The 25,918-nt window shown below is 71.5% G+C and carries 21 protein-coding genes; 11 read left to right on the forward strand and 10 right to left on the reverse strand.

Annotated elements, in window-relative coordinates; genetic code table 11:
- Window positions 1–5 precede the first annotated feature (5 nt).
- Entirely contained in the window at window positions 6–1,013 is a 1,008-nt protein-coding gene (locus B0I31_RS36915; RefSeq protein ID WP_106620019.1) for a hypothetical protein, read from the reverse strand.
- Window positions 1,014–1,234: 221 nt separating this feature from the next.
- Between B0I31_RS36915 and B0I31_RS36920 the strand changes: the two genes are divergently transcribed.
- Window positions 1,235–1,825, forward strand: a complete 591-nt coding sequence (locus B0I31_RS36920; RefSeq protein ID WP_106620020.1) for an FKBP-type peptidyl-prolyl cis-trans isomerase — start codon at window positions 1,235–1,237, stop codon at window positions 1,823–1,825.
- Window positions 1,826–1,909: 84 nt separating this feature from the next.
- Here the strand turns inward: B0I31_RS36920 and B0I31_RS36925 are convergent, their stop codons facing one another.
- A complete protein-coding gene (locus B0I31_RS36925) occupies window positions 1,910–2,881 on the reverse strand; it encodes a quinone oxidoreductase family protein (protein WP_106620021.1) in 972 nt (323 codons plus the stop codon).
- Window positions 2,882–2,968: 87 nt separating this feature from the next.
- Window positions 2,969–4,591, reverse strand: a complete 1,623-nt coding sequence (locus tag B0I31_RS36930; protein ID WP_245950710.1) for a DUF885 domain-containing protein — start codon at window positions 4,589–4,591, stop codon at window positions 2,969–2,971.
- A gap of 194 nt (window positions 4,592–4,785) precedes the next feature.
- Between B0I31_RS36930 and B0I31_RS36935 the strand changes: the two genes are divergently transcribed.
- Together B0I31_RS36935 and B0I31_RS36940 are read left to right on the forward strand one after the other, a co-directional pair.
- Complete coding sequence (locus B0I31_RS36935; protein WP_106620022.1) at window positions 4,786–5,073, forward strand: hypothetical protein; 288 nt, start codon at window positions 4,786–4,788, stop codon at window positions 5,071–5,073.
- Entirely contained in the window at window positions 5,070–5,921 is an 852-nt protein-coding gene (locus tag B0I31_RS36940) for an ATP-grasp domain-containing protein (RefSeq protein ID WP_106620023.1), read from the forward strand. The genes B0I31_RS36935 and B0I31_RS36940 overlap by 4 nt, the downstream gene beginning before the upstream one ends.
- A 43-nt stretch (window positions 5,922–5,964) precedes the next feature.
- On the opposite strand, the gene B0I31_RS36945 is transcribed toward B0I31_RS36940, so the two are convergent.
- Both B0I31_RS36945 and B0I31_RS36950 read right to left on the reverse strand, forming a co-directional pair.
- Entirely contained in the window at window positions 5,965–7,539 is a 1,575-nt protein-coding gene (locus B0I31_RS36945) for a solute symporter family protein (protein WP_106620024.1), read from the reverse strand.
- The gene (locus B0I31_RS36950) at window positions 7,539–7,955 is read right to left on the reverse strand and encodes a DUF485 domain-containing protein (protein ID WP_106620025.1); all 417 of its coding nucleotides are present in this window, start codon (window positions 7,953–7,955) and stop codon (window positions 7,539–7,541) included. Before B0I31_RS36950 ends, B0I31_RS36945 begins: the two co-directional genes overlap by 1 nt.
- Window positions 7,956–8,282: 327 nt before the next feature.
- Between B0I31_RS36950 and B0I31_RS36955 the strand changes: the two genes are divergently transcribed.
- From B0I31_RS36955 to B0I31_RS36970, 4 genes are all read left to right on the forward strand, one after another.
- On the forward strand, window positions 8,283–10,874 hold the full coding sequence (locus B0I31_RS36955; RefSeq protein ID WP_106620026.1) for a sensor histidine kinase: 2,592 nt from the start codon (window positions 8,283–8,285) through the stop codon (window positions 10,872–10,874).
- Window positions 10,871–11,314 carry a roadblock/LC7 domain-containing protein gene (locus B0I31_RS36960; protein ID WP_033440767.1) on the forward strand — a complete coding sequence of 148 codons (444 nt, stop codon included), beginning with the start codon at window positions 10,871–10,873 and terminating at the stop codon, window positions 11,312–11,314. The genes B0I31_RS36955 and B0I31_RS36960 overlap by 4 nt, the downstream gene beginning before the upstream one ends.
- A 7-nt stretch (window positions 11,315–11,321) precedes the next feature.
- Window positions 11,322–11,852, forward strand: coding sequence for a DUF742 domain-containing protein (locus tag B0I31_RS36965; protein ID WP_106620050.1), 531 nt, complete (start codon window positions 11,322–11,324; stop codon window positions 11,850–11,852).
- A gap of 316 nt (window positions 11,853–12,168) precedes the next feature.
- The gene (locus tag B0I31_RS36970) at window positions 12,169–12,633 is read left to right on the forward strand and encodes a GbsR/MarR family transcriptional regulator (RefSeq protein ID WP_073894704.1); all 465 of its coding nucleotides are present in this window, start codon (window positions 12,169–12,171) and stop codon (window positions 12,631–12,633) included.
- Here B0I31_RS36970 and B0I31_RS36975 read toward each other — a convergent pair.
- From B0I31_RS36975 to B0I31_RS36985, 3 genes are read right to left on the reverse strand one after another with little or no spacing between them, the layout of a single operon-like run.
- On the reverse strand, window positions 12,570–13,523 hold the full coding sequence (locus B0I31_RS36975; RefSeq protein WP_106620027.1) for a COX15/CtaA family protein: 954 nt from the start codon (window positions 13,521–13,523) through the stop codon (window positions 12,570–12,572). The genes B0I31_RS36970 and B0I31_RS36975 overlap by 64 nt on opposite strands.
- 46 nt (window positions 13,524–13,569) lie before the next feature.
- The gene (locus B0I31_RS36980; protein ID WP_106620051.1) at window positions 13,570–14,289 is read right to left on the reverse strand and encodes an ABC transporter permease; all 720 of its coding nucleotides are present in this window, start codon (window positions 14,287–14,289) and stop codon (window positions 13,570–13,572) included.
- A gap of 59 nt (window positions 14,290–14,348) precedes the next feature.
- On the reverse strand, window positions 14,349–15,287 hold the full coding sequence (locus tag B0I31_RS36985) for an ABC transporter ATP-binding protein (RefSeq protein ID WP_245950711.1): 939 nt from the start codon (window positions 15,285–15,287) through the stop codon (window positions 14,349–14,351).
- Between the two features lie 137 nt (window positions 15,288–15,424).
- Between B0I31_RS36985 and B0I31_RS36990 the strand changes: the two genes are divergently transcribed.
- Complete coding sequence (locus B0I31_RS36990; protein WP_106620029.1) at window positions 15,425–16,051, forward strand: DUF998 domain-containing protein; 627 nt, start codon at window positions 15,425–15,427, stop codon at window positions 16,049–16,051.
- Entirely contained in the window at window positions 16,048–18,072 is a 2,025-nt protein-coding gene (locus tag B0I31_RS42825) for a glycosyltransferase (protein WP_106620030.1), read from the forward strand. Before B0I31_RS36990 ends, B0I31_RS42825 begins: the two co-directional genes overlap by 4 nt.
- Before the next feature lie 137 nt (window positions 18,073–18,209).
- On the opposite strand, the gene B0I31_RS37000 is transcribed toward B0I31_RS42825, so the two are convergent.
- Window positions 18,210–21,857: a patatin-like protein gene (locus tag B0I31_RS37000; protein WP_106620031.1), complete on the reverse strand. Its 3,648-nt coding sequence runs from the start codon at window positions 21,855–21,857 to the stop codon at window positions 18,210–18,212.
- A 237-nt stretch (window positions 21,858–22,094) separates the two neighbouring features.
- Complete coding sequence (gene mptB, locus B0I31_RS37005) at window positions 22,095–23,663, reverse strand: polyprenol phosphomannose-dependent alpha 1,6 mannosyltransferase MptB (RefSeq protein WP_181320742.1); 1,569 nt, start codon at window positions 23,661–23,663, stop codon at window positions 22,095–22,097.
- Between the two features lie 110 nt (window positions 23,664–23,773).
- Between mptB and B0I31_RS37010 the strand changes: the two genes are divergently transcribed.
- On the forward strand, window positions 23,774–24,475 hold the full coding sequence (locus B0I31_RS37010) for a helix-turn-helix transcriptional regulator (RefSeq protein WP_106620033.1): 702 nt from the start codon (window positions 23,774–23,776) through the stop codon (window positions 24,473–24,475).
- A complete protein-coding gene (sufB, locus tag B0I31_RS37015) occupies window positions 24,472–25,917 on the forward strand; it encodes a Fe-S cluster assembly protein SufB (protein WP_106620034.1) in 1,446 nt (481 codons plus the stop codon). Before B0I31_RS37010 ends, sufB begins: the two co-directional genes overlap by 4 nt.
- Window position 25,918: the final 1 nt, after the last annotated feature.

The following is a 25,918-nucleotide window of genomic DNA, read 5'->3' on the forward strand; positions in this document are numbered from 1 at the left end:
ACTTATCAGCTCCCCAACTGAGCGGAGGCGGAGAATTCTTTGCGGAATCGGTGGAACTTCTCCTCGAGCGATCGGAACCCGTCCTCCGTGAGCGGGTCCCCGGTGATCTTCTCGAACAGGGCGAGGAAGTCCGCCCGACTGGTGCCCGGTGTGATGACGACGTGGAGCCCTGCCTTGGAATTGCTGATGCGCAGGAACTCGGCGCGTTCCATCCCGTAGACGAACGAGCCCTCCGCGAACCGCACCGTGCGCGGGTAGAGCCGGATGACGCCCGCGCTGGTGTTGCTGTAGAGGGTGAGCCAGGCGCTGTCGTCGAACAGCTCCAGCCGGTCGAGCGGCGGGTCGGACACGATCGTCAGGTCGATCCGCGAGCACCGGCCGCGGGCCAGGAACAAGCCGACCAGGCCGATGGAGATCTGCTCGCGCAGCCGTGCCGCGATCGCGTCGTAGTCGCCGTCCGCGCCTTCGTTGCGCAGCAGGTAGCGTGCCCGCCCGCTGATCGCGTCCCCGTCCCGGGGATCGGCCAGGACGGCCTTGAGCTCGCACTCCGACTGCGACAGCAGCAGCCGGCAGGCCGCGTACCTGCCCGCGAAGCCGCGGAACACGTACAGCCGGGTGCGTTCCAGGTCCTGCATCATGACCTGGTTGAACGCCGGGTCGGGCCGCGCGGTCGGCTCGAACACGTGCGTCGGGAAGAACTCGCGGTCCAGTGCCCGGTACTCGGCGGTGAGGTCGCGCAGCGCCTTGCGGCTCTCCTCCACGACCGGGGTGACCAGCGCCCGTTGCGCGGCCGAACTGGTGATCAACGTCTGCCCGAAACCGACCACGGCGGAGATCAACGTGCCGGTGCCGACCGACGTCAGGAACGTGCGCAGCGCACCTTGGCCCATGGTGCTGGAAATGGCCAGAGCGGCGCCGGAAGTGACGACTAAGCTCAGCAGGAGCAGACCTGTTCTGGTCCAGAACAATTCCTGTAACAGGTTGCTGCGGACGCCGTTCGGCTCCGCGGACACGGTGTCACCTCCTTGGCGGGCACTCGAACGGCCGAATGCTCTCGGTATACGATCAAGTGCGCGGAGTTACTGTACTCGCGGGTACGCAACGGCGATAGCGGTAATTAGTGGCACATTTGCGGATTGGTTCCTAGATCGACAGCAGCGCACCGTGATCGGCGTTGGGCCTGCTGGTGGGGCCGCGGCACGGCGCGCGGGCGTGAACCCTAAGCTCGGCAACCATGCGTACTGTCGGCCGTACGGCCCTGGCTCTCGTCTCCTTGTTGTCCGCCGGTCTGGCGCTGACCGCGTGCACCGCTAGCGACCGGCCGTCCACCCTCACCAACACCCCGTCCGCGACCGCCGCCCAGCCCGAGGCGCAGCAGCCCACCGAGGCCGACCTGCCCGAGCCGAGCGGCCCGCCGTGCGAGGTGGCGCAGTACCAGGTGACCGGCGCGGCGGGGGAGAAGCCCACGATCACCGTCCCGACCGGCTGCACCCCGCAGGACGGCCTGGTGGTCGAGGACCTGACCGAGGGCACCGGCCCGGAGATCAAGCCCGGCTCCACCGCCCAGCTGCACTACGTGCTGGCGACGTTCCGCGACCAGCGGACCCGTGAGGCGTCCTGGGACGGCGGCGAGCCGTTCGAGCTGGAGAACATCGGCCAGGCCAGCGTCATCAAGGGCTGGAACGAGGGCCTGATCGGGCTGAAGGAGGGTGGCCGCCGGCTGCTCGTCGTGCCATCCGACAAGGGCTACCCGAACGGGCAGGGCGACATCCAGCCCGGCGAGACGCTGATCTTCGTGGTCGACGCGGTCAAGGTCCAGGGCTGAGCCAAGCCACGCCGGACGACGGAAGGGCGGTCCCTCGTCGGGGCCGCCCTTCCTCTTCTCTTTCCCGTGGTTCGGTGTCGGTGATCAGGGCACGAGCAGCAGCTTGCCGGTCGTGCGGCGGCCTTCCAGGTCCTCGTGGGCCTTCCGCGCGTCGGCCAACGGGTAGCGCCCGCCGACCCGCACGGACAGCGAACCGTCCACGACGGCCGCGAACAGCTCGCCGGACCGCCACTCCAGCTCCTCCCGGGTGGCCACGTGCGCGGCCAGCGACGGCCGGGTGAGGAACACCGACCCCGCCTGGTTGAGCCGCAACGGGTCCACCGGCGGCACCGCACCGCTGGACGCGCCGAACAGCGCCAGCATGCCGCGCGGCTTCAGGCTGGCCAGGCTCCCGTCGAACGTCGTCCTGCCGACGCCGTCGTACACCGCCGCGACGCCCGCGCCGCCGGTCAGCTCACGCACCTCCGGCGCGAAGTCCACCAGGTCGTACCTGATCACCTCGTCGGCACCGGCCTCGCGCGCCAGCGCCTCCTTGGCCTCGGTGGACACCGTGCCGATCACCCGCGCGCCCCGCGCCTTGGCCAACTGCACCAGCAGCAGCCCGACGCCACCGGCGGCGGCGTGCACGAGGACCGTGTCACCCTTCTGCACCGGGTACGTGGACGCGACCAGGTAGTGCGCGGTCAGGCCCTGGAGCAGCAGCGCGCCCGCCGTGTCGTCGTCCACGCCGTCCGGTACCGGCACCGCGTCCTTGACCGGCACCACGGCCTGCTGCGCGTAGCTGCCGAGGGCCTGCGCCCAGGCCACCCGGTCACCCACCGCGAAACCGGTGACGTCCGGGCCGACCGCGCTCACCCGGCCCGCGCCCTCCAGGCCCGGCCCGAACGGCAGGTCCAGCGGGTAGCGGCCCTCGCGGTGGTAGCAGTCGATGAAGTTCACCCCGGCGGCGGCCACGTCCACCAGCAGCTCGCCGGGGCCGGGCGCCTTCGCCTCGACGTCGGCGAACTCCAGCGCTTCCGGCCCACCGGTCGCGCGCACCACCACTGCCTTGGGCATGTGTTCGTCCTCCTGTCGCGATGTCCGTACGTCAGACGCCAACCGCCGGACCGGCCCGCCTGTTCCGCGTCCCATTCCCCGGAGCGCTCAGCCCCCGAGAGCGACCTTGCGCGCCAGACCGAGCGGCAACGCGCCCGCGCCCGCGATGGTGTCGTGGAAGTCGCGCAACGACCCGGTGTACTCCGACCGGATCCGCTCGATCTCCAGCGCCCCGGTCAGGTACGACGGCGCCTGCGTCGGCCACGCGCAGTACCGGTTGACCTCGCCCGCCGCCGTGCCGGGCGTGAGCGACGCCTTCGTGGTCATGAACTCCTCGGCCTCCTCGACGCCCATGTCGCCGCAGTGCAGCGCGGTGTCCACGATCATGCGCGCCGCCCGGAACAACCGCGCCTCGACGTGCGCCAGCTCCTGTGCCCGCGCGGTGGCCGCGTCACCGACGACCTCGGCGCTGAAGTAGCCGTGCTCGCGCAGCAGCTTCTCCGCGTACAGCGCCCAGCCCTCGGAGAAGTACGGCGTGCGGAACACCTTGCGCACCGGCCGGTCCTGCGCGGCCAGCCACGACAGGTGCCAGTGGTGGCCGGGGTACGCCTCGTGCACGGCGATCGTGGCCAGCTGGGCGCGCGAGTTCGTGCGCAGCCGCTGGGCGGTCTGCTCGGCGGTGAACCCGTCCGGCGGGAACGGCACGAAGAAGTGGCCCGTCCGCTGGTCGGTCAGCGGCGGCGGCGACATGTAGGAGGCCACCGACAGCACCGGCCGCTGGAACGTCGGCGAGGGCACCACCCGGCACTCCTCGCCCTCGGCGAACGTCACCAGGTCGTGCTCGACCAGGAACTCCCGCGCCCGCCGGGTCTCGGCCTCGTACTCGGCGCGCATCGCCTCCGGCGTCGGCGGGTGGTCGTCCTGGAACGACGCCATCACCGCGTGCCAGTCGTCGGTCCCGGCCAGCTCGCGCATCTCGGCGTCCAGCTCGGCGTAGGCGGCCTTGCCCCGCTCGTGCAGCTCGGCGGCGCCGTACCCCAGCACCTCCTGCTCGCGCAGCAGCGTCGAGTACAGCTGTTCGCCCATCCGCCAGTCGCCCGCGGCACGGCCAGCGAACTCGTCCAGGAACACAGCCAGTTCGTCGAACGCCCGCGCGGCCGGTTCCGCGGCCTCGGCCAGCTCCGCGCGCAGCCCCGGGTCGGACACCTCGGCGGGCAGCGTCACGGTCAGGAACGCCCGACCGGTGCGCGCCTGGTCGGCGGCCCGCTTGACGATCTTCGGCGCGGCCAGCCCCCGGTCCAGGTTCGCCCGGCACGCGGCCAGCACGGCGGGCACCTCCGCCAGCCTCTTCACCACGCTCGCCACCAGCTCCGGCTCCGGCCGCAGCCGGTTGAGGAACGCGCTGAACAACGGGTACAGCACCGCGGTCGTGTAGGTCGACGGGTCGCGCCGCCACGCGGGCCACGTCGCCTTCGCCCGCACGCCGCGCAGCACGGCGACGACGAGGTCCCGGTCCACCGACCCCTGGAGGTCCACCGCCTCGACCGCGGCGAACCGGTCGAGCCACGCGTCCGCGCCGCGTTCGTATTCGGTGAACGCGTCCGCGCCGAACTCGCCGAGGGTGTGGTCGTGGGCGAGCGAGCCGAGCATCGCGGCACTGCCCGGGTTGCGGTCGAAGTGCCACGCGAGGAACTGTTCGACCAGGTGGGTGAGCTGTGGGGTATCTGTCACGCCCGCAAGCTACCTCGCGACCGGGCGGTCCGGCAGGCGCCCGGAGACGTGCAGGCGCTCGCGGTCCTCGCGGGCAGGCGGAGTGTCGTTCGGGGGCCGTACCAGAACGGGATCTACCAGGTGATGGTGCAGGAGCGGGGCCGTGAGTGCGGTCACGTGCGCGGAAGTTACCGGCAGGTTCTAGTCTGGCCGACGTGGCAGAGGACAAGAAGATCGGGCGTGCGGTGAAGACGGCGACGGCGTTCGTGGCCGCACACGGCAAGCCTTCCCGCGCGGTCGTGGAGAACGTCGGGCGGGCGGGTGCGCGGGTCGTGCTGGTCGGCGACGACGGCGCCATGGGCGACGTGGTGCTGCCGGACGTGGCGTCGGCGGAGTCCGTGATCGAGGCGGTCGCGGACCTGGAGCGGCACGAGTGGGACCGCGAGACGACGGCCGCGGTGAAGATCGGGCCGGCGCACCGGCGCAAGATGGCCGGCCGGTGAAGGTCCTCTTCGCCACCTGCGACTCGCTGCCCACCGGAGACGGTGACGACGACGCGCTGGTCGACGCCCTCGCCGATGTCGGCGTGCACGCGTCCTGGACGACGTGGGGCGCGCCGGCCTCGGCCGACCTGGTCGTGCTGCGGTCCACCTGGGACTACCCCGAGCGGCTGCCGGAGTTCCTGGCGTGGTGCGACGCCGAGCCCGCGCTGGTGAACCCGGCGTCCGTGGTGCGGTGGAACACCGACAAGACGTACCTGGTCGAGCTCGCGCGGCACGGTGTGCCGGTGGTGCCGACTGCGGTGGCCGGGCCGGGCTTCACCGACTGGCCGGACGGCGAGTTCGTGGTGAAGCCGACCGTCGGCGCCGGGTCACGGGGCGCGCTGCGCGTCGCGGCGGGCGACCACGGGACGGCCGCCGCGCACCTGGCCGCCCTCGGCGTGCCCGCGCTCGTGCAGCCGTACCAGTCGAACGTCGACTCGGTCGGCGAGACCGCGATGGTGTTCCTGGGCGGCCTGTACTCGCACGCGTTCACCAAGGGCGCCATGCTCACCGCGGACGCCGAGTACGACGAGTCCGGGCTCTACCTCCTGGAACGCCTGTCCGGCGCGACGCCGTCGCCCGCGCAGCGCCGGGTGGCCGAGGACGTCGTGGACGCCGCCGCCGAACTGACCGGCCTGCGCCGCGACGACTTCCTCTACGCCCGCGTCGACCTGATCCCGGGACCCGACAACGCCCCGCTGCTGCTCGAACTGGAGCTGGTCGAACCGTCGCTGGGCTTCCGCCAGACCGACGCCACCGCGCCGCTCCGGTTCGCCTCGGCCGTCCGCGCCGCCCTCTCGAAGCGCTAGGAACGCGGAACGCCGGAGCCGAGCGCTCCGGCGTTCCGACGCGTCACTTCAGCCCCGAGCCGATGCCGGTCAGCGACCGGACCTCCATCTCGGCCTGCTTGACCGGGTCGGCCTTCTCCCGGCTGAGGATCGTGCCCAGGTAGCCGCACAGGAACGAGAACGGGATCGACACCAGGCCCGGGTTGCTCAGCGGGAACCAGGCGAAGTCGACGTCCGGGAAGATCGACGACTTCGCGCCGGACACGGCGGGGGAGAACGCCAGCAGGAAGATGCACGACCCGAGCCCGCCGTAGATCGACCACAGCGTGCCCGGCGTGTTGAACCGCTTCCAGAACATCGAGTAGATGATCGTGGACAGGTTCGCCGACGCCGCCAGCGCGAACGCCAGCGCCACCAGGAACGCCACGTTCTGCCCGTTCGCCGCGATACCGCCGACGATCGCCAGCAGACCGACGGCGACCGCGGTCAGCCGGGCGACCCGCACCTCCGACCGCGGGTCGGCCTGGCCGCGCTTGATCACGTTCGCGTACACGTCGTGCGCGAACGACGCCGACGCCGTGAGCGTCAGACCGGCCACCACCGCCAGGATCGTCGCGAACGCCACCGCGCTCACCACGCCCAGCAGCACCGCGCCGCCGACCTCGTAGGCCAGCAGCGGCGCGGCCGAGTTCTCGCCGCCGGGTGCCGCCGCGATCTCCTTCGAGCCGACCAGCGCCAGCGCGCCGAAGCCGATCACCAGCGTGCACAGGTAGAAGGTGGCCATCATCCACGTCGCCCACACCACCGAACGGCGCGCCTCGCGGGCGTTCGGCACGGTGTAGAACCGCATCAGCACGTGCGGCAGCGACGCCGTGCCGAGCACCAGTGCCAGCGCCAGCGAGAGGAAGTCCAACTGGCTGGTCGGGTTGCCGCCGTACCGCACGCCCGGCTCCAGCACCTCCGGCCCGAGCGGGGTGTTGCGCGACGCCGTCTCCAGGATCGCGGACAGGCTGAAGCCGAACTTGCCGAGCAGGAACACCGACAGCAGGGTCACGCACATGATCAGGAAGACGGCCTTGATGATCTGCACCCACGTGGTGCCCTTCATGCCGCCGACCAGCACGTACAGCACCATCACGATGCCCACCACGGCGATGATCACCGCCTGGCCGACCTTGCTGTGCACGTCCAGCAGCAGCGCCATCAGCGCGCCCGCGCCCGCCATCTGCGCGATCATGTAGAACAGCGAGATCACCAGCGTCACGTTGGCCGCCGCGGCGCGCACCGGGCGCTGCCTCATCCGGAACGCCAGCACGTCGCCGAGGGTGAACCGGCCGGTGTTGCGCAGCCGCTCCGAGATGATCATCAGGCCGAGCAGCCAGGACACGACCCAGCCGATCGAGTAGAGGAACCCGTCGTAGCCGTTGACCGCGATGCTGCCGGAGATGCCGAGGAACGAGGCGGCGGACAGGAAGTCACCCGACAGCGCGATCCCGTTCTGCGGCCCGGTGAAGCTGCTGCCCGCGGCGTAGTAGTCCGACGCGGTGGCGTTGCGGCTGCCCGCCCGGTACACGATGTAGAGGGTGATCAACACGAAGACGCCGAAGACGCCGAGGTTGATCGCGGTGTTGCCGCCCATCAGGCCTGGTCCTCCGCGGTGAGCGAGCGGACGGCGCGCACCTGCGGGTCCAGCTTGCGCCGCGCGTAGCGCGCGTACGCCAGGGTCAGCGCGATGGTCGTGACGAACTGCAGCAGCCCGAACAGCAGGCCGAGGTTGATCACGCCCCACACGGGCGTGCCCATGAAGTCCGGCGCGTACGCCGACAGCGCGACGTAACCCAGGTACCACAGCAGGAACCCGCACGTGGCGGGTACCACGAAGATCGTTATGCGGCGGCGGAGCTCGCGGAAATCGGCGCTCGCCTGTAGCGCGACGAAGTCCGGCTCGCCCGCTTCGTCGACCAACAGGCTTGAACCGGGGTCGTCGAAAGTGGCGAAGCCGCGCCCGCCGCGGGCGGGTCCGGAATCCGTCGGAGGCAGGATCGCCTTCGTCATCAATCCTCCACGGGGATTTGCCGCGCACGCTCCAGGCGCGGGCCGGCGGCGAGCGCTCAGCGTAACCGCGATGCGCCGCCAGTCAACGACATGACGCCAACGGTCGTGTCACCGCTGCTCAGTCGATGCCGGACCGTTGTCTCGATAGGCGTCGGACGCACCCCGGGTCGTCACGCTGCGCCGATCGGATGAGGACCTACCGCAAGGTCGTTGTCCCACGCCTGTCCACCACCTACTATCCGCCCAGCAACATCCACGTTCGTCGGTCATCAATACGTCGACGTCGTTCAACTTCGAAACAACTACGGACTTTCCGGGGCTTGTCTGGTGACTGGCGACAACAACGCGCGCGGGCAGTGGTGGAGTGCCGTCGCGGACTGGCGGAATTGGCGTCTGCCGGTCAAGCTCGCCGCCGTGCTGGCGGTGCCCGTGCTCGTCGCCGTCGGCGCGGGCGTGGTGCAGATCCGCGGGTACGTCAAGAGCGCCGACACCTACGCCGCGATGCAGCGCATCGTGACGCTGCGCGCCGGCATCGACCCGCTGATCGCCGGTGTGCAGGCCGAACGCGCGTTCTCCGCGCAGCGGGCCGAGGGCTCCGGCGTGGTCGAGGCCGACTTCCGGGACTTGACGCGCACCACCGACAACGCCGCCGCGGGCGTGCGCAACCTGATGGAACGCACCACGACCCTCGGCGAGGTCGCCAACGCCCGGTTCCGCGACGTCGCCGTGCAGCTGGACGGCCTGCCGCAACTGCGCGAGCGCGTGGTGTCGGGCAGCGTCGACCTGGAGGGTGCCATCGGCGGCTACACCGTCGTGGTGCGCGCCCTGCTCGACTTCGACCAGGCCATGGTCGGCGACTTCGGCGACCCGGCGCTGTCCGGCACCGCGACCGCCCTGCACAACATCGCCATGGCCGGTGAGCAGGTGTCCTGGCAGCACGCCACGGTGCTGGCCGGCATCAGCCGCGGCGGGCTGACCGACAACGAGATCACCGCGCTGGAGCAGTCCTACACCCGCCAGCAGGACAAGCTCGCCGACTTCTCCGCCGTCGCCACGCCCCAGCAGCAGGCCGACTTCCGCAGCACCGTCTCCGGCCAGCAGGTCGACCTCCGCAACAGCCTGTTCCAGCAGGTGCGCACGAACTCCGGCGCGGTGGAACTGCTGGTCAAGGCCGACGCGTGGAACGACGGCTCGGACGCGACGCTCAAGCAGATCGGCGTGGTGCTGCGGTCGCTGGAGGACCAGCTGACCACCGCCGCCGGTCGGCTGCAGGACTCCACCAGCGACCGGGCGGGCGCCGCGTCGGTGATCCTGCTGGCGTCGATGTTCGCCGCCGCCGCGGTCGGGTTCGTCGTCGGCAGCTACCTGCTGCGCTCGCTGCGCGCGCTGCGCACCGCCGCGCTGGACGTCGCCGAGCACCGCCTGCCCACGCTGGTGGCGCAGTTGCGGGAGAACGCCGCGCACGACGTCACCGTGGCGCCCGTGCCCGTGCACACCAGGGAAGAGCTGGGCCAGCTGGCCCGCGCGTTCGACGCGGTGCACCGGCAGGCGGTCAGCTCCGCCGCCGAGCAGGCCGACCTGCGCACCGGCATGCGCAACGCGTTCATCAACCTGTCCCGCCGCAGCCAGGGCCTGGTGGAGCGGCAGCTCAAGCTCATGGAGGAGCTGGAGCGGCAGGAGGAGAACCCCGAGCAGCTGGCGAACCTGTTCAAGCTGGACAACCTCGCCACCCGGATGCGCCGCAACAACGAGAACCTGATGGTGCTGTCGGGCAGCGACGTGGCCCGCCGCTTCACCCGCCCGGTGCCGCTGGGTGACGTGCTGCGCGCCGCCGCGTCCGAGATCGAGCAGTACCAGCGGGTCGTCGTGCATACCACGCCGTCGGTGGAGGTCGTCGGCTACGCCGCGGGCGACCTGGTCCGGCTCGTCGCCGAGCTGCTGGACAACGCGACCGCGTTCTCGCCGCCGCGCACGCAGGTGATCGTAGGAGGACGGCCCCGGCCCGGCGGCGGCGTGCTCGTCGACGTGGTCGACCTCGGCGTCGGCATGTCGGAGGAGGACCTGGCACAGGCCAACCGCCGGATCGCGCTGGCCGCGTCGGAGGACAACGGCGAACTGCCCGTGTCACGCCAGCTCGGCCTGTACGTGGTCGGCAGGCTCGCCGGTCGGCACGGCATCGACGTGGTGCTGCGCGAGCAGGGCGACGGTCTGCGCGCGGTCGTGGCGCTGCCCGCCGAGCTGGTCCGCGCGACCGGTCCGGCGCCGTCGCGCGCGGTGCCGGCGCAGGCGTCGATCCCCGCTCCGTCATCGCCGTCCACGGGGCCGCAGCCGGTCGTGCCGCACTCGGCGGGGTCGTACTCGAACGGCGTGCGGCCGGCGTCGCCGCACTCGACGGGGCCGCAGCCGGTGTTGCCGCGCGCCACCGTGCCGCCACCCGCGCTGCCGCCGTCCGTACCACCGTCGACCGCGCCGCCGTCCTCGCTGCCGCAGCCGGCCCTGCCGCCTGTCGTGCCGCTGAAGGAAGACGGGTGGTCGCCGTTCCGCGGGCGCACCGTCGAGCCGCCGGCCGCCGCACCGCCCGCCCCGCCGGCGTCCGCGCCGCGGCGGAGGGCCTCGACCTGGTTCGGCGGCGCACCGGTGCCGTCCGGGCCGGCTGAACCGCGGCACCGCGCCGCGGATACCCACGCGCGCGGGGAGGCGCCCGTGAACGACAAGCCTGTGAACGACATTCCGGCGGAACTGCCCAAGAGGCAGCCGCGGACCAATCTGGTGGCCGAACGGCCGAGTGCACCCGACGCGGTGGCACCCGTACGGAGGGATCCGCAGGCGACACGCGGCTTCCTCGCCAGCTACCAGACCGGGATCCGGCAAGGTGTGCGGGGATCCGGTGAGAATCGAGCTGGGCAGGAGAACGGATGAGCACGCAGAAGTCGCGACAGGTCGACCAGTTCGGCTGGCTGGTGGGCAACTTCGCCGATCGCGTGCCCGGGGTGGCCCACGCCGTGGTGATCTCGGTGGACGGTTTGCTGTTGACCGCGTCGAGCGGCCTGCCCGATGACCGGGCCGACCAGTTGGCCGCGATCGCGGCGGGCGTGGCGAGCCTGACCGAGTCGGCGGCGAGGTGCTTCGACGGCGGCGGCGTGTTGCGCTCGGTGATCGAGATGCAGTACGGGATCATGCTGTTGATGTCCATCAGGGACGGCTCGTGCCTCGCCGTGCTCGCCGCCCCGGACGCCGACGTCGGCCAGGTCGCCTACGAGATGACCGTGGTCGTCGACCAGGTCGGCCAGCTCTTGACCCCCGAGCTGCGCGCCCAGCTCCACGGCGCGAAGCGGATGATGGCCCGCCCGTCTGCGTGAGGTGGTCATGGACCGGAACGAGGAGCCAGGGGCGTCGGACGAGACGTTCGCCGCCCTGCTCAACGGTTTCAGCCTCGACTCCTCCCGCCGTCGCAAGCAGGAGAAGCCGAGACCCGAGCAGGAGTCGACCGCGACTGGGGACACCAAGCCCCACCGGCCGGTCTTCCACGACGAGGAGGACGATTTCGAGTACCCGCGCGAGGAGGCGGCCTCGATCGTCCGCGCCTACTCGTGGACCGGTGGCCGCACCACGTCGTCGTTCCAGCTGGAGATCGAGACGCTGGTGTCGGCGGTGGACTGGGACTACCCGGGAGCCATGAAGTCCGAGTACCACGAGGTGATCAACCTGGTGGCCAGACCGCGGTCGGTGGCGGAGATCGCCGCCTTGCTGCGCCTGCCACTGGGCGTGGCCAAGGTGCTGTTGGGCGACATGGCCGAACGCGGCCTGATCGACGTCCACTCCACCGCGTCCTCGGACGGCGCCCAACCGGACCTGGGCCTGATGGAACGGGTCCTGGCGGGCCTGCGACGCCTGTAACGCTACGCCGGGATTGCTACCACCAGGTTGCGCGTGTCCTACGTCCAGAACACGCGTGTCCTACGTCCAGAACACGCGTGTCCTACGTTCAGAACGCGAGAGTCGTACGTTCAGAACGCGAGAGTCGTACGTTCAGAACGCGAGAGTCGTACGTTCAGAACGCGAGAGTCGTACGTTCAGGTCACGCGTGTCCTACCTTCAGGACCCCCGAATTCAACGTTCGGGTTCGGCGCGCCGCCTTTGCGTGATGATCAGCACACGACCTATCGTGCCTTCAGTGCCGACCGAAGTGTCGGCCGTGGGACGAGGGGGTCGGATGAGCGTCGGACGGGAAACGCGGCTGTCGGCGTGGATCGAGCGGTTCGCGGCGCACTTCGCCGAGGAGGGCATCCCGCTGATCGGCGGGCGCATCCTCGGCTACCTGCTGGTGTGCCAGCCGACTGAACGGACCGCCGCCGAGCTGTCCCAGGAGCTGGAGGCGAGCAGCGGCTCGATCAGCACGAACCTGAAGTTCCTGGTCAACGCCGGTTTGGTGACCAAGCGCACCCGGCGCGGCAGGCAGGCGGCGCAGTACCGGATCAACGAGAAGCGGTGGGTCGACCTGATCCAGCGCAAGCTGGACGCGCTGGTGAGCGTGCGCGAGCTGACCGAAGCCGGGATGCGGCTGATGAGCGGCGACCCCGAACGCGCCATGCGGCTGCGGACCGTGGACGACCTCTACACGTGGCTGGCGACGGAGCTGCCCGGCGTCTGGGAGCGCAGGCCCTCGTCCTCGCGCTGAGGCCGTTCGCGGGTCGACACCCACACCGCCGCGGTGGCGACGACCACCGCACCGGCGCCCAGCACGTGCAGCGAGACCAGCACCTCCGGCACGCCGGTCCAGTACTGGACCATGCCCAACGCGCCCTGCGCCAGCACCACGGCCACCAGCGCGTAGTACGGCCGCCGCGGCACGGGGTGGCCGCGCAACGCGAACCCCAGGGCGATGAGCATGCCGAGGAACAGGAACAGCAGGTCGGCGTGCACCTGCGACAACGTGTCCACCGGCAGGTCCAGGCGCGGGGTGGCCGCGTCACCGGCGTGCGGCCCGGCGGCGGTCACGAACGTCCCCGCCAGCAGCAGCAGCCCCAGCGTCACGGCCTGCACGACCTGCAACGCCAGCAGCGCCCGCGGCACGCGTGGCCGGGCGGGCTCGTCACCCTCGCCCAACGCCGCGACCAGCAGCACGGCGAACCAGACCAGCAGCATCGACACCAGGAAGTGCACGCTCACGGTCCACCACAGCAGGCCGGTGAGCACGGTGAACCCGCCGATCACGGCCTGCAGCACGACACCGCCGAACTGCACCAGCGCCAGCACCACGACCCGCTTGCGCCGCGGCCGGTTGAACCACGCGGCCAGCACGCACAGCCCGGCGATGACACCGACCACGCCGGTCAGCGTGCGGTTGCCGAACTCGACCCACTGGTGCAGCGACGCCACCTCGGGGTGCTCGACCGGCACGAGGCTGCCCTCGAAGCACTGGGGCCAGGTGGGGCAGCCGAGGCCCGATCCGGTCACCCGCACGATCGACCCGGTGACCGCGATGCCGCCTTGGGCGATCACCACGGCGATGGCGAACGTGCGCTGGAACGTGCTCAAGAAGGAGGTGAGCCAGGATGGGGCGGACACGACCCGATGGTAGGTACCACTGGCTGAGAACCGTCGTCCGGGGGTGTCACCCGAGCTTGGTGGTCTTCACCGCCAGCGCGCCCGCGGCCACGCCCCAGATCACCAGCACGGCGACGTGACCGAGGTCCGGCGCCGTCCCCTCGACCACGGCGTCGTGCAGCGCGAGCGCGAGAGCGGCGGACGGCAGGGCGTCCACGACGGTCGCGAGCCACGTCGGCAAGGTGTCCACGCCGAGCGCCACGCCGCCGATGAGCAGCAGCACGAACCACACGATGTTGGCCAGCGCGAGCACGATCTCCGCCCGCAAAGCACCGCCGAGCAGCACGCCGAGCGCGCCGAACGACAGCGTCCCCAGCACGATCAGCACCGCCGCCCACAGCAGGCCGGTCGCGGACGGTAGCCGCCAGCCCAGCAGCAGGGCCGTCCCGGCGATGATCACGACCTGCACGGCGACCACGGCCAGGGCCGCGACGACCCGTCCGGCGACGAGCAGCCAGCGGGGGAGCGCGGTCGCGGCGAGGCGCTTGAGCACGCCGTAGCGACGGTCGAAGCCGAGCGCAATCGCTTGCCCGGTGAACGCCGACGAGATCACCGCCAGCGCCAGGATGCGGGCGGTGGCCGAGCCGACCCGCGGTTCGGGCACCGGGATGACGTCCATCAGGCTCATCGCGACCAGCAGCGCCACCGGGATGAGCACGGTCAGCAGGATCTGCTCGCCGTTGCGCAGGGTGAGCACCGTCTCCGTGCGGGCCTGGGCGAGCAGCATCCGGCCGAGCTTCCCGCGGCCGGGTGCGGGCGTGAACGTGCCCGGTGCGAAACGTTCGGTCACGAGCGCAGCTCCCTGCCGGTCAGCTCCAGGAACACGTCCTCCAGGCTGCGCCTGGCCACGGTCAGCTCCTCGGCCAGCACGCCCTGCTGCGCGCACCACGAGGTGACCGTGGAGAGGACCTGCGGGTCGATGTGGCCGTGCACGACGTAGGTGCCGCGGCTCGCTTCACGCACCTGCAGGCCCTCCGGCAGGGCGTCGCGCAGCAGCGTCAGGTCCAGCCCGGGCCGGGCGCGGAAGCGGAGCTGCCGGTCGTCGGCGTGGTGCTCGGTGAGCTCGGCGGGGCTGCCCTGCGCCACGACAACGCCCGCGTCGACGATCACGACGTGGTCGGCGAGGGCTTCGGCCTCGTCCATGAGGTGCGTGGTGAGCAGCACGCTGACGCCGTCCGCCCGCAGCGCCGACACCAGCTCCCACACCAGGCGGCGGGCCTGCGGGTCCATGCCGGCGGTCGGCTCGTCCAGGAACACCAGCTCGGGGCGTCCGACCAGGGCGCACGCCAGCGACAGGCGTTGCTGCTGCCCGCCCGACAGCCGCTTGTACGGGGTGCGCACCGAGGACGACAGCCCCAGCACGTCCAGCAGCCACGCGGGGTCGAGGGGGTTGGCGGCGCAGGCGGCCACGAGGCGCAGCATCTCGTCGGCGCGCACGCCGGGGTAGCCGCCGCCACCCTGCGGCATCACGCCGATGCGGGGCCGCAGCCGGTCGCCGTCGCGCTTCGGGTCGAGCCCGAGGACGCGCACCTGGCCACCGTCGGCCGCCCGGAATCCCTCGCACACTTCCACGGTCGTCGTTTTCCCGGCGCCGTTGGGTCCGAGGAGCGCGAGGACCGTGCCGGTTTCCAGGGTGAGGTCGAGTCCGTTCACCGCGACGGTGGAGCCGTAGCGCTTGACCAGCCCCGACACTTCCACGGCAGGGTGCTGGGGGTGCGGGCTCACGACGCGGAAGCCTAGGGCGTGGCCCGCCCCACCCCCGTGGTGGGGTCAGCCCCACCAGGGTTCTCCGGGTGGCTTCAGGGTCGGCTCGGGGGTGTTCCCGATATCTTCCGTCGCCATTTCGGACCAGGATTTTCCTCGTGGTGGAGATCCGGGGGAAAAGACGGGCGGCGGTGTTGCCGCTGGCTGTTGTGGGGCTTGTCCTGTCGCTGTTCCCGATTGTTTACCTGCACGTGGCGTCGGTCGGCGAGCTTAGCCCGATCACCCACACGATCAGCGACTACATCTTCGTGGACAACGGCAGCGGGCTGCTCGCCGTCACGTCGCTGACCCTCGCGGCGGCGTCGGTCGGCCTGCTCGTCGCCCTGGTCCGGTCCGGTCTGCCCAGGCGGGGGCCGGTGGCGGTGCTGATGGGGCTGTGGTCGGCGGGGCTGGCGGTGGCCACGGTGTTCCCGACCGACCCGACCGGCACGCCGACGTCGTTCGCCGGCGCGGTGCACCGGTACGCGGGCGCGGTGATGTTCGCGAGCCTGCCGCTGGCGGGGTGGCTGATTTCCCGGACGTTCATCTCCAACACCGCGCTGCGCCGTTTTTCCGTTGCCGCGGGTATCACCTCGGTGGCGTTCATGGTGAGCCACGTGTCGGTGGTCTACCCGGGCAGCGGCGCAATCGTCCTCGGCCTTTTCGAACGCGTCCTGTTCGCGTTGCTGTACGGCCTGCTGTTCGCGCTGGCCTCCGCCGTGCTGCGCCGCGAGGAGGCGTCATGACGTGGTTCGCGGTCCTGCTGGCGGTGCTCGGCGCCGTGTTCTTCGCCTTCGCCGCACGCCTGCAGCACGACGCCGTGCGGGCGAGCGAGGGCCCGTTGCGGGTCCTGGAGCTGCTGCGCAGGCCGCGGTGGCTGCTGGGCCTGGTGTTGCTCGTCCTCGGCGCCGGTGTGCACGCGGCGGCGCTGGGGATGGCGCCGTTGAGCGTGGTGCAGCCGGTCGGCGTGGTGGCCATCGGCATCACCGCGGTCCTCGACGGTCGCCGGCGTGAGCTGCCCGCGGTCGCGTGGACCACGTTCGGCGTGGGGGCGTTCGTGCTCCTGGCCGCGGGCAGCGCCACGTCCACCGCGGTCGTGCCGGAAGCCGAGGTGAAGGCCGCGCTGCTGGCGCTCGGCCTCATCGCGGTGCCGGGCCTGGTCGGCGTGCTGTCGACCCGTCCCGCGGTGCGCGCCCTCGGTTTCGGCGCGGCGGGCGGTGTCGCCTACGGCTTCGTCTCCGTGCTCATGCGGTCGGTGTCCCAGGACGTCCAGCAGGGCGGCCTGGCGTGGACGACCGCGTTCTCGGCGGCGGGCATCGTCGTCGCCCTCGTCGTCGGCGGCTGGTTCATCCAGCACGCCTACGCCAGCGGACCGCCGCACGTGGCGGTCGCCTGCCTCACCGTGGTGGACCCGCTCGTGGCCGTCGGCATCGGCGCGGGACTGCTCGGCGAGGCGAACCGGACCAGCCCGCTCGTGGCCGTCGCCCAGGTCGGGTGCGCCGCGATCGCCGTCGCCGGCGTCGTCGCGCTGGCCCGCACCCGAACCCTTCCCGCAGTTCCCACCAGATCGGAGACGACAGTGACCAACGGACGCGCCATGCGGATCGTGATCGCCGCGGAGACGTTCCCCCCGGACGTCAACGGCGCGGCCCGCTTCGCCCACCGCCTCGCCACCGGTCTCGCCGGCCGCGGCCACGACGTGCACGTGATCTCCGTGTCACCGGACGGCGCGGCCCGCACGGAACGCGCTGACGGGATCACCGTGCACCGGGTGCGTTCGCACCGCACGCCGTTCCACCGCACGTTCCGCATCGGGCTGCCGTGGCAAGTGCGCAAGGACGTCGGCGCGCTGCTGGACGAGCTGCGGCCGGACCTGGTGCACGTGCAGGCGCACTTCGTCGTGGGGCGGTACGTGCTGCGGCACGCGGCGGCTTCGGGCGTGCCGACCGTGGCGACCAACCACTTCATGCCGGAGAACCTGTTCGGGCACGCCCGCGTGCCGGCGTGGCTGCAGGGCATGGCGTCGCGGTGGGCGTGGCGCGACCTCGGCCGCGTGTTCGGCCAGGCCGACGTCGTGACCGCGCCGACGCCGCGTGCGGTGCAGTTGTTGCACGACAACGGGTTCCCGGAGCGGGCCGTTCCGGTCTCGTGCGGCATCGACATCGACCGGTACCGGCTGCGCGAGCCCGTGCGGCACACCGATGCGCCGACCGTGCTGTTCGTGGGACGGCTGGACGAGGAGAAGCGGGTCGACGAGCTGCTGCGCGCCCTGGCCCTCGTGCCGCGCTTGCACGCCGAGATCGTCGGTGACGGCTCGTGCCGTGCGGAGTGGGAGCTGCTGGCGCGTGACCTGGGCATCTCCTCCCGGGTCCGGTTCCGCGGCTTCGTCAGCGAGTCCGAGCTGCTGGACGCCTACGCGGCTGCCGACGTGTTCTGCATGCCGGGCATCGCGGAGCTGCAGAGCCTCGCCACCATGGAGGCGATGGCCGCGGGCAAGCCGGTGGTGGTGGCCGACGCGATGGCCCTGCCGCACCTGTGCAAGCCGGGCCGCAACGGGTGGCTGTTCACGCCGGGCGACGTCCGCGGCCTGGCCGACCGCCTGCACGCCGTCACCGTCGACCCCGCCGTCACCGCCCGCATGGGCGCCGCGAGCAGCGACCTCATCGCCGCCCACGCCATCGACACCACCCTGGACACCTTCGAGTCCCTCTACGCCCGCGCCCTGGGCCTCCCGACCGTCCGCCCGACCCCAGCCCTCGCCGCCTGACCCCGCGAGAGTCCAACGCTCAGGAGCCCTGAATTCAACGCTCAGGACACAGTCCTCGTGTCGTGAGCGTTGAATTCACCGGTCGTGAGCGTTGGACTCTCGACGCCTGAGCGTTGGACTCTCGCGGTTTGGGCAGGTCAGTCGATGTCGGAGCCGGTGCGAGAGCGGTGTGCGGCGCGGGCGGCGACGCGGAGGCCGTTGGCGGTCAGGCGGGGACGGCCGGCGGCGTCCAAGTCGGTCAGGAACTTGAACAACATGCCGTGGCCCTCCAGCCGCTTCAGCAGCGCCGGCGCCACGTCGTCCGGCTCGAAGTCCACGATGGACATCTGCTCCACCAACGACGTCGCGATCGTCCGCCGCGCCCGCAACGGCACCCACCACGTCGTCACCAGCAACAGCACCAGCCCGAACGCCAGCGCCGTGCCCAGCACCGCCTCCCACCCGGTGAACCGCAGCGAGAACACCTGCACCGCCGCGGCGATCACCAGCAGCACGGACCCGTACACCGCGGCCCACCCGGCGGTCGCGGACGCGGGCGGCTCGGCGGCCTCGGTGTCCCACGCCCCGTCCACCTGCCGCCACCGCCGCAGCGAACTGCCCAGCACGTACGACGTCACCGCACCGAACACGATCGCGACCACCGTCCCGATCACCACCAGCGCCGGGTCCAGGTCGTACAGCCGGTACCGCACCACGGCCCACACACCGGCCACGATCGCCGCCGCCACCAGCACCCGCACCAGCAGCCGGGGCTTCAGCCGCACCTTGCCCAGCACGGCCAACGGCGTGCCCACCGGTGCGGGCAGGCTGCCGATGACCAGCAACCCCACCACGACCAGCAGCACGCCACCGACCGCCACCATGCCCGTCACGGCCTGGTCGCCGGTCTCGCCGGACGCCAACGCGTCCCTGGTCCGGTCGATCGCCACCGTCACCAGCGGGATCACCGGCGACAGCAGCACCAGCCCGTGCAGCAACGTCCCTGAACGCAACGCCGCATAGCCGAACGCGGCCAGCAACGTGCCACCGCCGAACGCCGCCGCCGGACCGAGCGCCCACGGCGGCAACAGGTCGAACAGCGACAGCACCAGCAGCGCACCGCCCAGCGCGAACCCCAGCAGCCCCAGGAACTGCGCCAACCGGCCTCCTCTGGTCAACCCGGTGATCGTCCAGTACGGCAGCAGCGCCGCCCCGCGCAACGTCCTGGTCAGCGGTTTCGCCGTGCCCAGCCCGGAGTTGTCGCTGTCGGCCACGGTGATCGCCACCGCCGCGGCCGTCGCCGCCGTCCGGATCACCTGGTCGCTGCTCGCCTCCTGCACCAGCGGCTCACGCCCGATGCCCGCCCGGTCGAACGCGCTCAACCCCCGCACGCCCACCTCGACCCGCTCCGCGTCCGTCCGCACGGGCAGCCTGGCCAGCAGCGCGGCCTGCTCCTCCAGGAACAGCTCGCCGCGCGAACGCCGGTCCGCGCCCTCGTGCCGGTCGGCCAGGATCGCGGCACGCAGCGCGGGCAGCTCCTCGCAGATGATCCGGATGTGCAGGCCCCACGCGGCCAGCTCCGCCAGCGCCGCGCACGTCGGCGGGTGGTCGCCGTCCGGGTTCGCGTACACGTTCCCCAGCTCGGCCTTCGCCCGCCGCACGTACGGCGCCAGCTCGTCCGGCACCCCGTCGCCGAACAGCTCCACCACCAGCTCGTCGACCTTCGCCGCGGCCCGTTCCAGGGGATCGCCACCGGCGCCGGTCAGCCGGTCCACCCGCAGCAGCCGCTTGGGGTCGAACACCACCTTGCACAGCATGGTCGCGCCGTCGAGCCGACCCCAGATCCAGTCGTTGACCCGCCAGGACCGCTTCAGGAACCCGGAGAACCGGTTCAGCGACGCACCGCCCGCCTTGTCCTCGGCGGTGAGGCTGTACTCGGCGAACGCGTTGCGCGTCTGCAGGCTGATCTGCACCAGCTCCACGGCCTGGTCGAGGCCGCCGCGGGTGTCGTCGGCCAGGCACGTCGTGGCGATCTCCAGCGCCAGCACCCGCGACAGCCACAGCTCGCCCGCCACCAGCCCCGCCTCGGCCTCGGCGTCGGTGCGCGGCTCGGTCAGCAGCCGGTGCCACGACCGCAGCTCGCCCACCCGCAGCTGCTCGTCGTCCAGCTGGTCGAGGATGTCGTGCGCGTCGCCGAGGACGCCCGCGATCCGGTCCACCTGCTCCCGCACCCGCTGCCCGACGCCGTCCGGCTCGTCCAGCATCTTCGCGGCGAACCGGTGGACCCGCCGTTCCCAGTACGCCTGGTCCAGCTCCTCCGCGCCGCTGGTGGTCCAGTGCTCGTCCAGCTCGATCCGGGAGGCGCGCAGCTTCGCCCGCACGTCGAACAGGTTCGTGCGGGCCAGCGCGAGCCGCTCGGCGTCCGGCATGATCCAGACCAGGCGTTTGAGCACGTCCATCGCGGCGGACGCGAGCCGTTCGGCCATCGTGACGCCCCACGGCCAGCCGTGGTCGGGCAGCGCGGTCGGCTGCGGCCGGGTCGGCACGTACGGCAGCTTGCTGTGCTCCGCGCGGTACTCGCGCTGCGCCGCCTCGGCCGCCGCGCGGACCCGTTCGAACGTCCAGCCCGCGCCGTTCGCGCCCGGCACCTCGAACTGGCGGGTCGTGACGTCACGGGCGGCGTGCCGGATGCGCACGTCCTCGTAGTGGTCGTGCAGGGTCGCGGCCAGCGCGTAGAGCTTGCCGGTGACCGAGCCGCCCGACGCCAGCCGGTCCAGCAGGGCGTTGCGCCCGCCGCGGCGGGAGGCGGCGTTGCGGTTGTGCTCCTCGATGCGGTCGACGTAGGTGCGGCCGCTCTGGCTGGTCAGCGCGCCGAGCAGCTTGCCGCCGGTGGCGATGGTGCTGGGCAGGGCGCCGTCCACGGGTGCCACCGGTTCCACGACCGCCTCCGGCGCGTGCGGGAACACCAGCAGCATCACCCGCCGCACCGGGCCCTCGGCGGCCATCCGGTCGATGGCCTCCAGCGCCTCCTTGGTGGGCGTGTTGACCAGGACGCCGCCGTCCACGGCGTAGCGGGACCGGTTGTCGGTGCCGTTGGCCCAGGACGCGACCTCGGCCATGTTGGGCTTGTCGCCGTCGGGCGCGCCGGGTGCCACCGGGATGAACGAGGGCTCGAACGCGAACGGGAACGACGCGGACGACCGTGCGGCCAGGGCCAGGCGGCTGACCAGCGTCGGGAGCTTGTCGGCGGCGAAGTCGTCCCGACCGCCGGGATCGCGGCGGAACGAGAAGCTGCCCTGGTGGGTGGCCTGCACGAGCCGCTGGCCGAGGTCGTCGTGGGTGACCGTGGGCACGCCTGCGAGCAGTGTCGTCGTGATGCGCAGGTCGACCGGGCGGTCCTCCTGCGGGGTGAAGTCGGACGTCAGCCGCTCCAGCGCCTCCTGGAGCCGGGGGAGGAAGAACTCGTCGCCCTTGAGCAACGAGACGGGCTGGCCGCGGAACGGTGTGCGCAGCAGCTGTTCCATGCGGCCTTGCTCGGCCCACAGGTCACGCAGCCGTTCCAGTCGGGCGTTGGCGTTGACCTGCGACAACGCCAACGCGGCGCCGTTGATGCCGCCTGCCGACGTGCCCGTGATGACGTCGGCGCGCGCCGTGCTGCCGACCATGTCCAGCAGGTCGGCGTACGGGCCGTCACCCCTGGTCAACCGGTCGAGTTCGAGCACCACGCCGCCCATCCACACGGCGAGGCTCACACCCCCGTTGAGCACGACCGCGAACCGGATCTGCTCCCTCGGCACGTCGACCATCACGCACTCCCTCCCCGGGTTGCGCCCAGATCCTCCCGTACCCCTACCTCGCCCACTCACCCCGCCCAGTTACACAAACGCGCGAGAGTCCAACGCCCAGACCGCGAGAGTCCAACGCTCAGCACCGGTGAATTCAACGCTCAGCGCGGGCGTGCCGGCTTGCCGCTCGTCGTGAGCGTTGAATTCAGGTGCTCTGAGCGTTGGACTCTCGCGCGGTGAGCGTTGGACTCTCGCGGGTTAGGCGGAGCCGGGGAGGGGGTCGCGTTTGATCAGGGGGAGGACCTGTTTGCGGGCGACGAAGAGGCACAGGGCGAACGCGATCACGGCGCCCGTCACGGCCTGCGGCACGATGTAGGCACGCCCGTCGAACGCCGAGCCGGTCGGCGGCAGGATGACCGCGATGACCGCGCTGGCGGCGGTGGCGAAGACCCGGAAACGACGCGCCAGCACCGCCGTGGCCAGCGGCAACGCCGCCCACAGCACGTACCACGGCTGCAGCACGGGCCCGAGCACCAGCACCGCGCCCAGACCCGCCCCCAGCCCGTTCGTGGCCTTGATCCGACCCCGGAACGCCTTCCACAGCAGCGTCGCGACGATCACCACCGACACGGCCTGCGTCACGATCCGCATCAGCACGATCATCGACTCGGTGTGGTTGCCCAGCCCGAGCAGCAGCCCCAGCCCGCCGCCCATGAACCCCATCGCGGTCGGCGGCGACATCCAGCTCTTCACCGTCCCGGCGACGTTCAGCGTCTCCACCCACCCGAACCCGAGCCCGGTGCCCACGCACGTCCCCACCATCACCACACCCGAGATGACCAGCAACAACAGTGCCGACCGCACCAGGTCGGAGAACCGGCCACCCCACCGCCGCGCGATCATCACGCCCAGGAACCCGAGCGCCAGCGCGGCCGGGATCTTCACCGCCGCACCCATCGTGATCATGGTCGCGCCGAGCACGATCCACAGCAGCTCTTCCCGCGTCATCGGCGCGCCCGGGACCAGCGGCATCCTGCGCAGCGCCAACTCCAGCCCCACCAGCATCAGGCCGATCGCCAGGCCCTCGTTGTGCACGCCCACGACCAGGTGGAACAGCACCAGCGGGTTCGCCGCGCCCAGCCACAGCGCGCTCACCGGCGGCACGCCGAACCGCCGGGCCAGCCGCGGCAGCGCCCACACGATCATCGCCAGCCCCAGCAGCCCCAGCAGCCGGTGCAGGAAGATGCCCGGCAGCACGCTGTCGCCGGTCACCATCGAGATGACCCGCCCGGCGGCCAGGAACAGCGGCCCGTAGGGCGCGGGCGTCTCGCGCCAGATGTTCGGCACGTTCTTCGTCAGGTCGTGCTCGACGCCCAACGCGGTGGCCGGGCCCAGCTCGTACGGGTCCTGCCCGTTGGCCGCGATCTGCGATTGCGCCAGGTAGCTGTACACGTCACGGCTGAACATGGGCAGCACGAACACCAGCGGCGTGATCCACATCAGCAGCGTGCGGTCGAGCTGGCTGCGCGACATCAGCCGGGGACGTCCCGGCCGGGCGAACCGGCCCAGCCACAGCCACGCCGACACGATGAGGAAGATGCCGGTCCACGCGACGGCCATGGACGCGCTGGGCATCCGCGGGAACAGCCCGAGCAGCGGCGTGCCGGGCAGCGGGCTGAACACGGGCGCCGCGCCCGCCCCGAGCGAGCCGATGGCGAGCAGCAACGCGCCCACCGTGCCCCACCGGCGGATGACGTCGAGCTGTCGCCGTTCGGGGGCGTCCAGGGGTGCTGCCTCGCCGATCTCGCTCCGGTTCGCCATCACCATTCCGCCCGCCGTCACGTCCGCAGAGTAGCGACCGGCCTGATCCCGTGACTCGGGTCACCCGACGAGGGTCGATCTTTGCGGCGGCCGGCGAAATACGCAACACTGGTGTTGTGAAAAACGCCGGGAGCGAGTCGACCGTGGTGCCGTCCGGGCACGACGGGCGTACCCGGCACGCCGTCGCACGGCTCCTCCTGGAGCAGGGCCCGGTGACCGCGGCCTCGGTCGCGGAGCAGCTGGGCCTGAGCCCCACGGCGGTGCGCCGGCACATCGACGCGCTGGTGGCAGACGGCGAGGCGACCAGCAGGGAGGCCCCGCGCAGGGGTCAGCGCGGCCGGGGTCGCCCGGCCAAGCTCTTCCTGCTGACCGAGCAGGGGCGGGCCCGCTTCGGGCACGCCTACGACGACCTCGCCGTGGCCGCGTTGCGGTTCCTCGCCGAACAGGGCGGGGAGGAGGCGGTACGAACCTTCGCCGAACGACGGGTGTCCGCCTTCGTCGACCGGCACCGCACGGCCATCGTCACCCAGCCCGACGCCGCGGAGCGGGCCAAGGCCCTCGCGGTGGCCCTGACCAGGGAGGGCTACGCTGCCTCGGCGCGCCACGTGGGGGCGGGCGAGCAGCTCTGCCAGCACCTGTGCCCGGTGGCGCACGTCGCGGCGGAGTTCCCGCAGCTGTGCGAGACCGAGACGGCGGCGTTCGCCGACCTGCTCGGCACGCACGTCCAGCGCCTGGCCACCATCGCCCGCGGCGATGCCGTGTGCACGACGCACATCCCGAACACACCCCGGATCCCAGATGGAGGGGAGCCCGCATGACTGCCGCTGCCGAGCAGCGCACCACCACAGCCCCGCTCACCCAGGAAGAAACCCTGGCGAGCATCGGCAACTACGAGTTCGGCTGGTCCGACTCGGACGTGGCAGGCGCGAGCGCTCGCCGGGGCCTGAACGAGGACGTCGTTCGGGACATCTCGGCGAAGAAGAACGAGCCCGAGTGGATGCTGGAGTTCCGGCTGAAGGCGCTGCGCCTGTTCGACCGCAAGCCGATGCCGACCTGGGGTTCCGACCTGTCGGGCATCGACTTCGACAACATCAAGTACTTCGTCCGGTCGACCGAGAAGCAGGCGGCGACCTGGGACGACCTGCCCGACGAGATCAAGAACACCTACGACCGCCTGGGCATCCCGGAGGCGGAGAAGCAGCGCCTGGTCTCCGGTGTCGCGGCCCAGTACGAGTCCGAGGTCGTCTACCACAAGATCCGCGAGGACCTCGAGGAGCAGGGTGTCATCTTCCTCGACACCGACACCGCTCTGAGGGAGCACCCGGAGCTGTTCAAGGAGTACTTCGGCTCGGTCATCCCGTCGGGTGACAACAAGTTCTCCGCGCTGAACTCCGCGGTGTGGTCGGGCGGCTCGTTCATCTACGTGCCGAAGGGTGTCCACGTCGACATCCCGCTGCAGGCCTACTTCCGGATCAACACCGAGAACATGGGCCAGTTCGAGCGCACGCTGATCATCGTCGACGAGGGCGCGTACGTGCACTACGTCGAGGGCTGCACCGCGCCGATCTACTCGTCGGACTCGCTGCACTCCGCCGTCGTGGAGATCATCGTCAAGAAGGGTGGTCGCTGCCGCTACACGACCATCCAGAACTGGTCGAACAACGTCTACAACCTGGTCACCAAGCGCGCCAAGGCCGAAGAGGGCGCGACCATGGAGTGGATCGACGGCAACATCGGCTCCAAGGTCACCATGAAGTACCCGGCCGTGTTCCTCATGGGCGAGCACGCCAAGGGCGAGGTCCTCTCGATCGCGTTCGCGGGCGAGGGCCAGCACCAGGACGCGGGCGCGAAGATGGTCCACATGGCGCCGCACACGTCGTCCACGATCGTGTCGAAGTCGGTGGCGCGCGGCGGCGGCCGCACCTCCTACCGCGGCCTCGTGCAGGTCAACAAGCGGGCGCACCACTCGAAGTCCACGGTCAAGTGCGACGCGCTGCTGGTGGACAACATCAGCCGCTCGGACACCTACCCCTACGTCGACGTCCGCGAGGACGACGTGTCGATGGGCCACGAGGCCACGGTCTCGAAGGTCTCCGAGGACCAGCTGTTCTACCTGATGTCCCGCGGTCTCAACGAGGACGAGGCCATGGCGATGATCGTGCGCGGGTTCGTCGAGCCCATCGCGCGCGAGCTGCCGATGGAGTACGCCCTCGAGCTGAACCGCCTGATCGAGCTGCAGATGGAAGGGGCCGTCGGCTGAC

It is taken from the genome of Saccharothrix carnea (assembly GCF_003014735.1).
Classification (GTDB): domain Bacteria; phylum Actinomycetota; class Actinomycetes; order Mycobacteriales; family Pseudonocardiaceae; genus Actinosynnema; species Actinosynnema carneum.

Excerpts from the sequence above, each read along its gene's own strand:
- B0I31_RS36920 (WP_106620020.1), top strand. The coding sequence starts at position 1,235 with ATGCGTACTGTCGGCCGTACGGCCCTGGCTCTCGTCTCCTTGTTGTCC.
- B0I31_RS36925 (WP_106620021.1), bottom strand. The coding sequence starts at position 2,881 with ATGCCCAAGGCAGTGGTGGTGCGCGCGACCGGTGGGCCGGAAGCGCTG.
- B0I31_RS36945 (WP_106620024.1), bottom strand. The coding sequence starts at position 7,539 with ATGGGCGGCAACACCGCGATCAACCTCGGCGTCTTCGGCGTCTTCGTG.
- B0I31_RS36950 (WP_106620025.1), bottom strand. The coding sequence starts at position 7,955 with ATGACGAAGGCGATCCTGCCTCCGACGGATTCCGGACCCGCCCGCGGC.
- B0I31_RS36960 (WP_033440767.1), top strand. The coding sequence starts at position 10,871 with ATGAGCACGCAGAAGTCGCGACAGGTCGACCAGTTCGGCTGGCTGGTG.
- B0I31_RS36965 (WP_106620050.1), top strand. The coding sequence starts at position 11,322 with ATGGACCGGAACGAGGAGCCAGGGGCGTCGGACGAGACGTTCGCCGCC.
- B0I31_RS36970 (WP_073894704.1), top strand. The coding sequence starts at position 12,169 with ATGAGCGTCGGACGGGAAACGCGGCTGTCGGCGTGGATCGAGCGGTTC.
- B0I31_RS36980 (WP_106620051.1), bottom strand. The coding sequence starts at position 14,289 with ATGCTGCTCGCCCAGGCCCGCACGGAGACGGTGCTCACCCTGCGCAAC.
- B0I31_RS42825 (WP_106620030.1), top strand. The coding sequence starts at position 16,048 with ATGACGTGGTTCGCGGTCCTGCTGGCGGTGCTCGGCGCCGTGTTCTTC.
- B0I31_RS37000 (WP_106620031.1), bottom strand. The coding sequence starts at position 21,857 with ATGGTCGACGTGCCGAGGGAGCAGATCCGGTTCGCGGTCGTGCTCAAC.
- mptB (WP_181320742.1), bottom strand. The coding sequence starts at position 23,663 with ATGGTGATGGCGAACCGGAGCGAGATCGGCGAGGCAGCACCCCTGGAC.
- sufB (WP_106620034.1), top strand. The coding sequence starts at position 24,472 with ATGACTGCCGCTGCCGAGCAGCGCACCACCACAGCCCCGCTCACCCAG.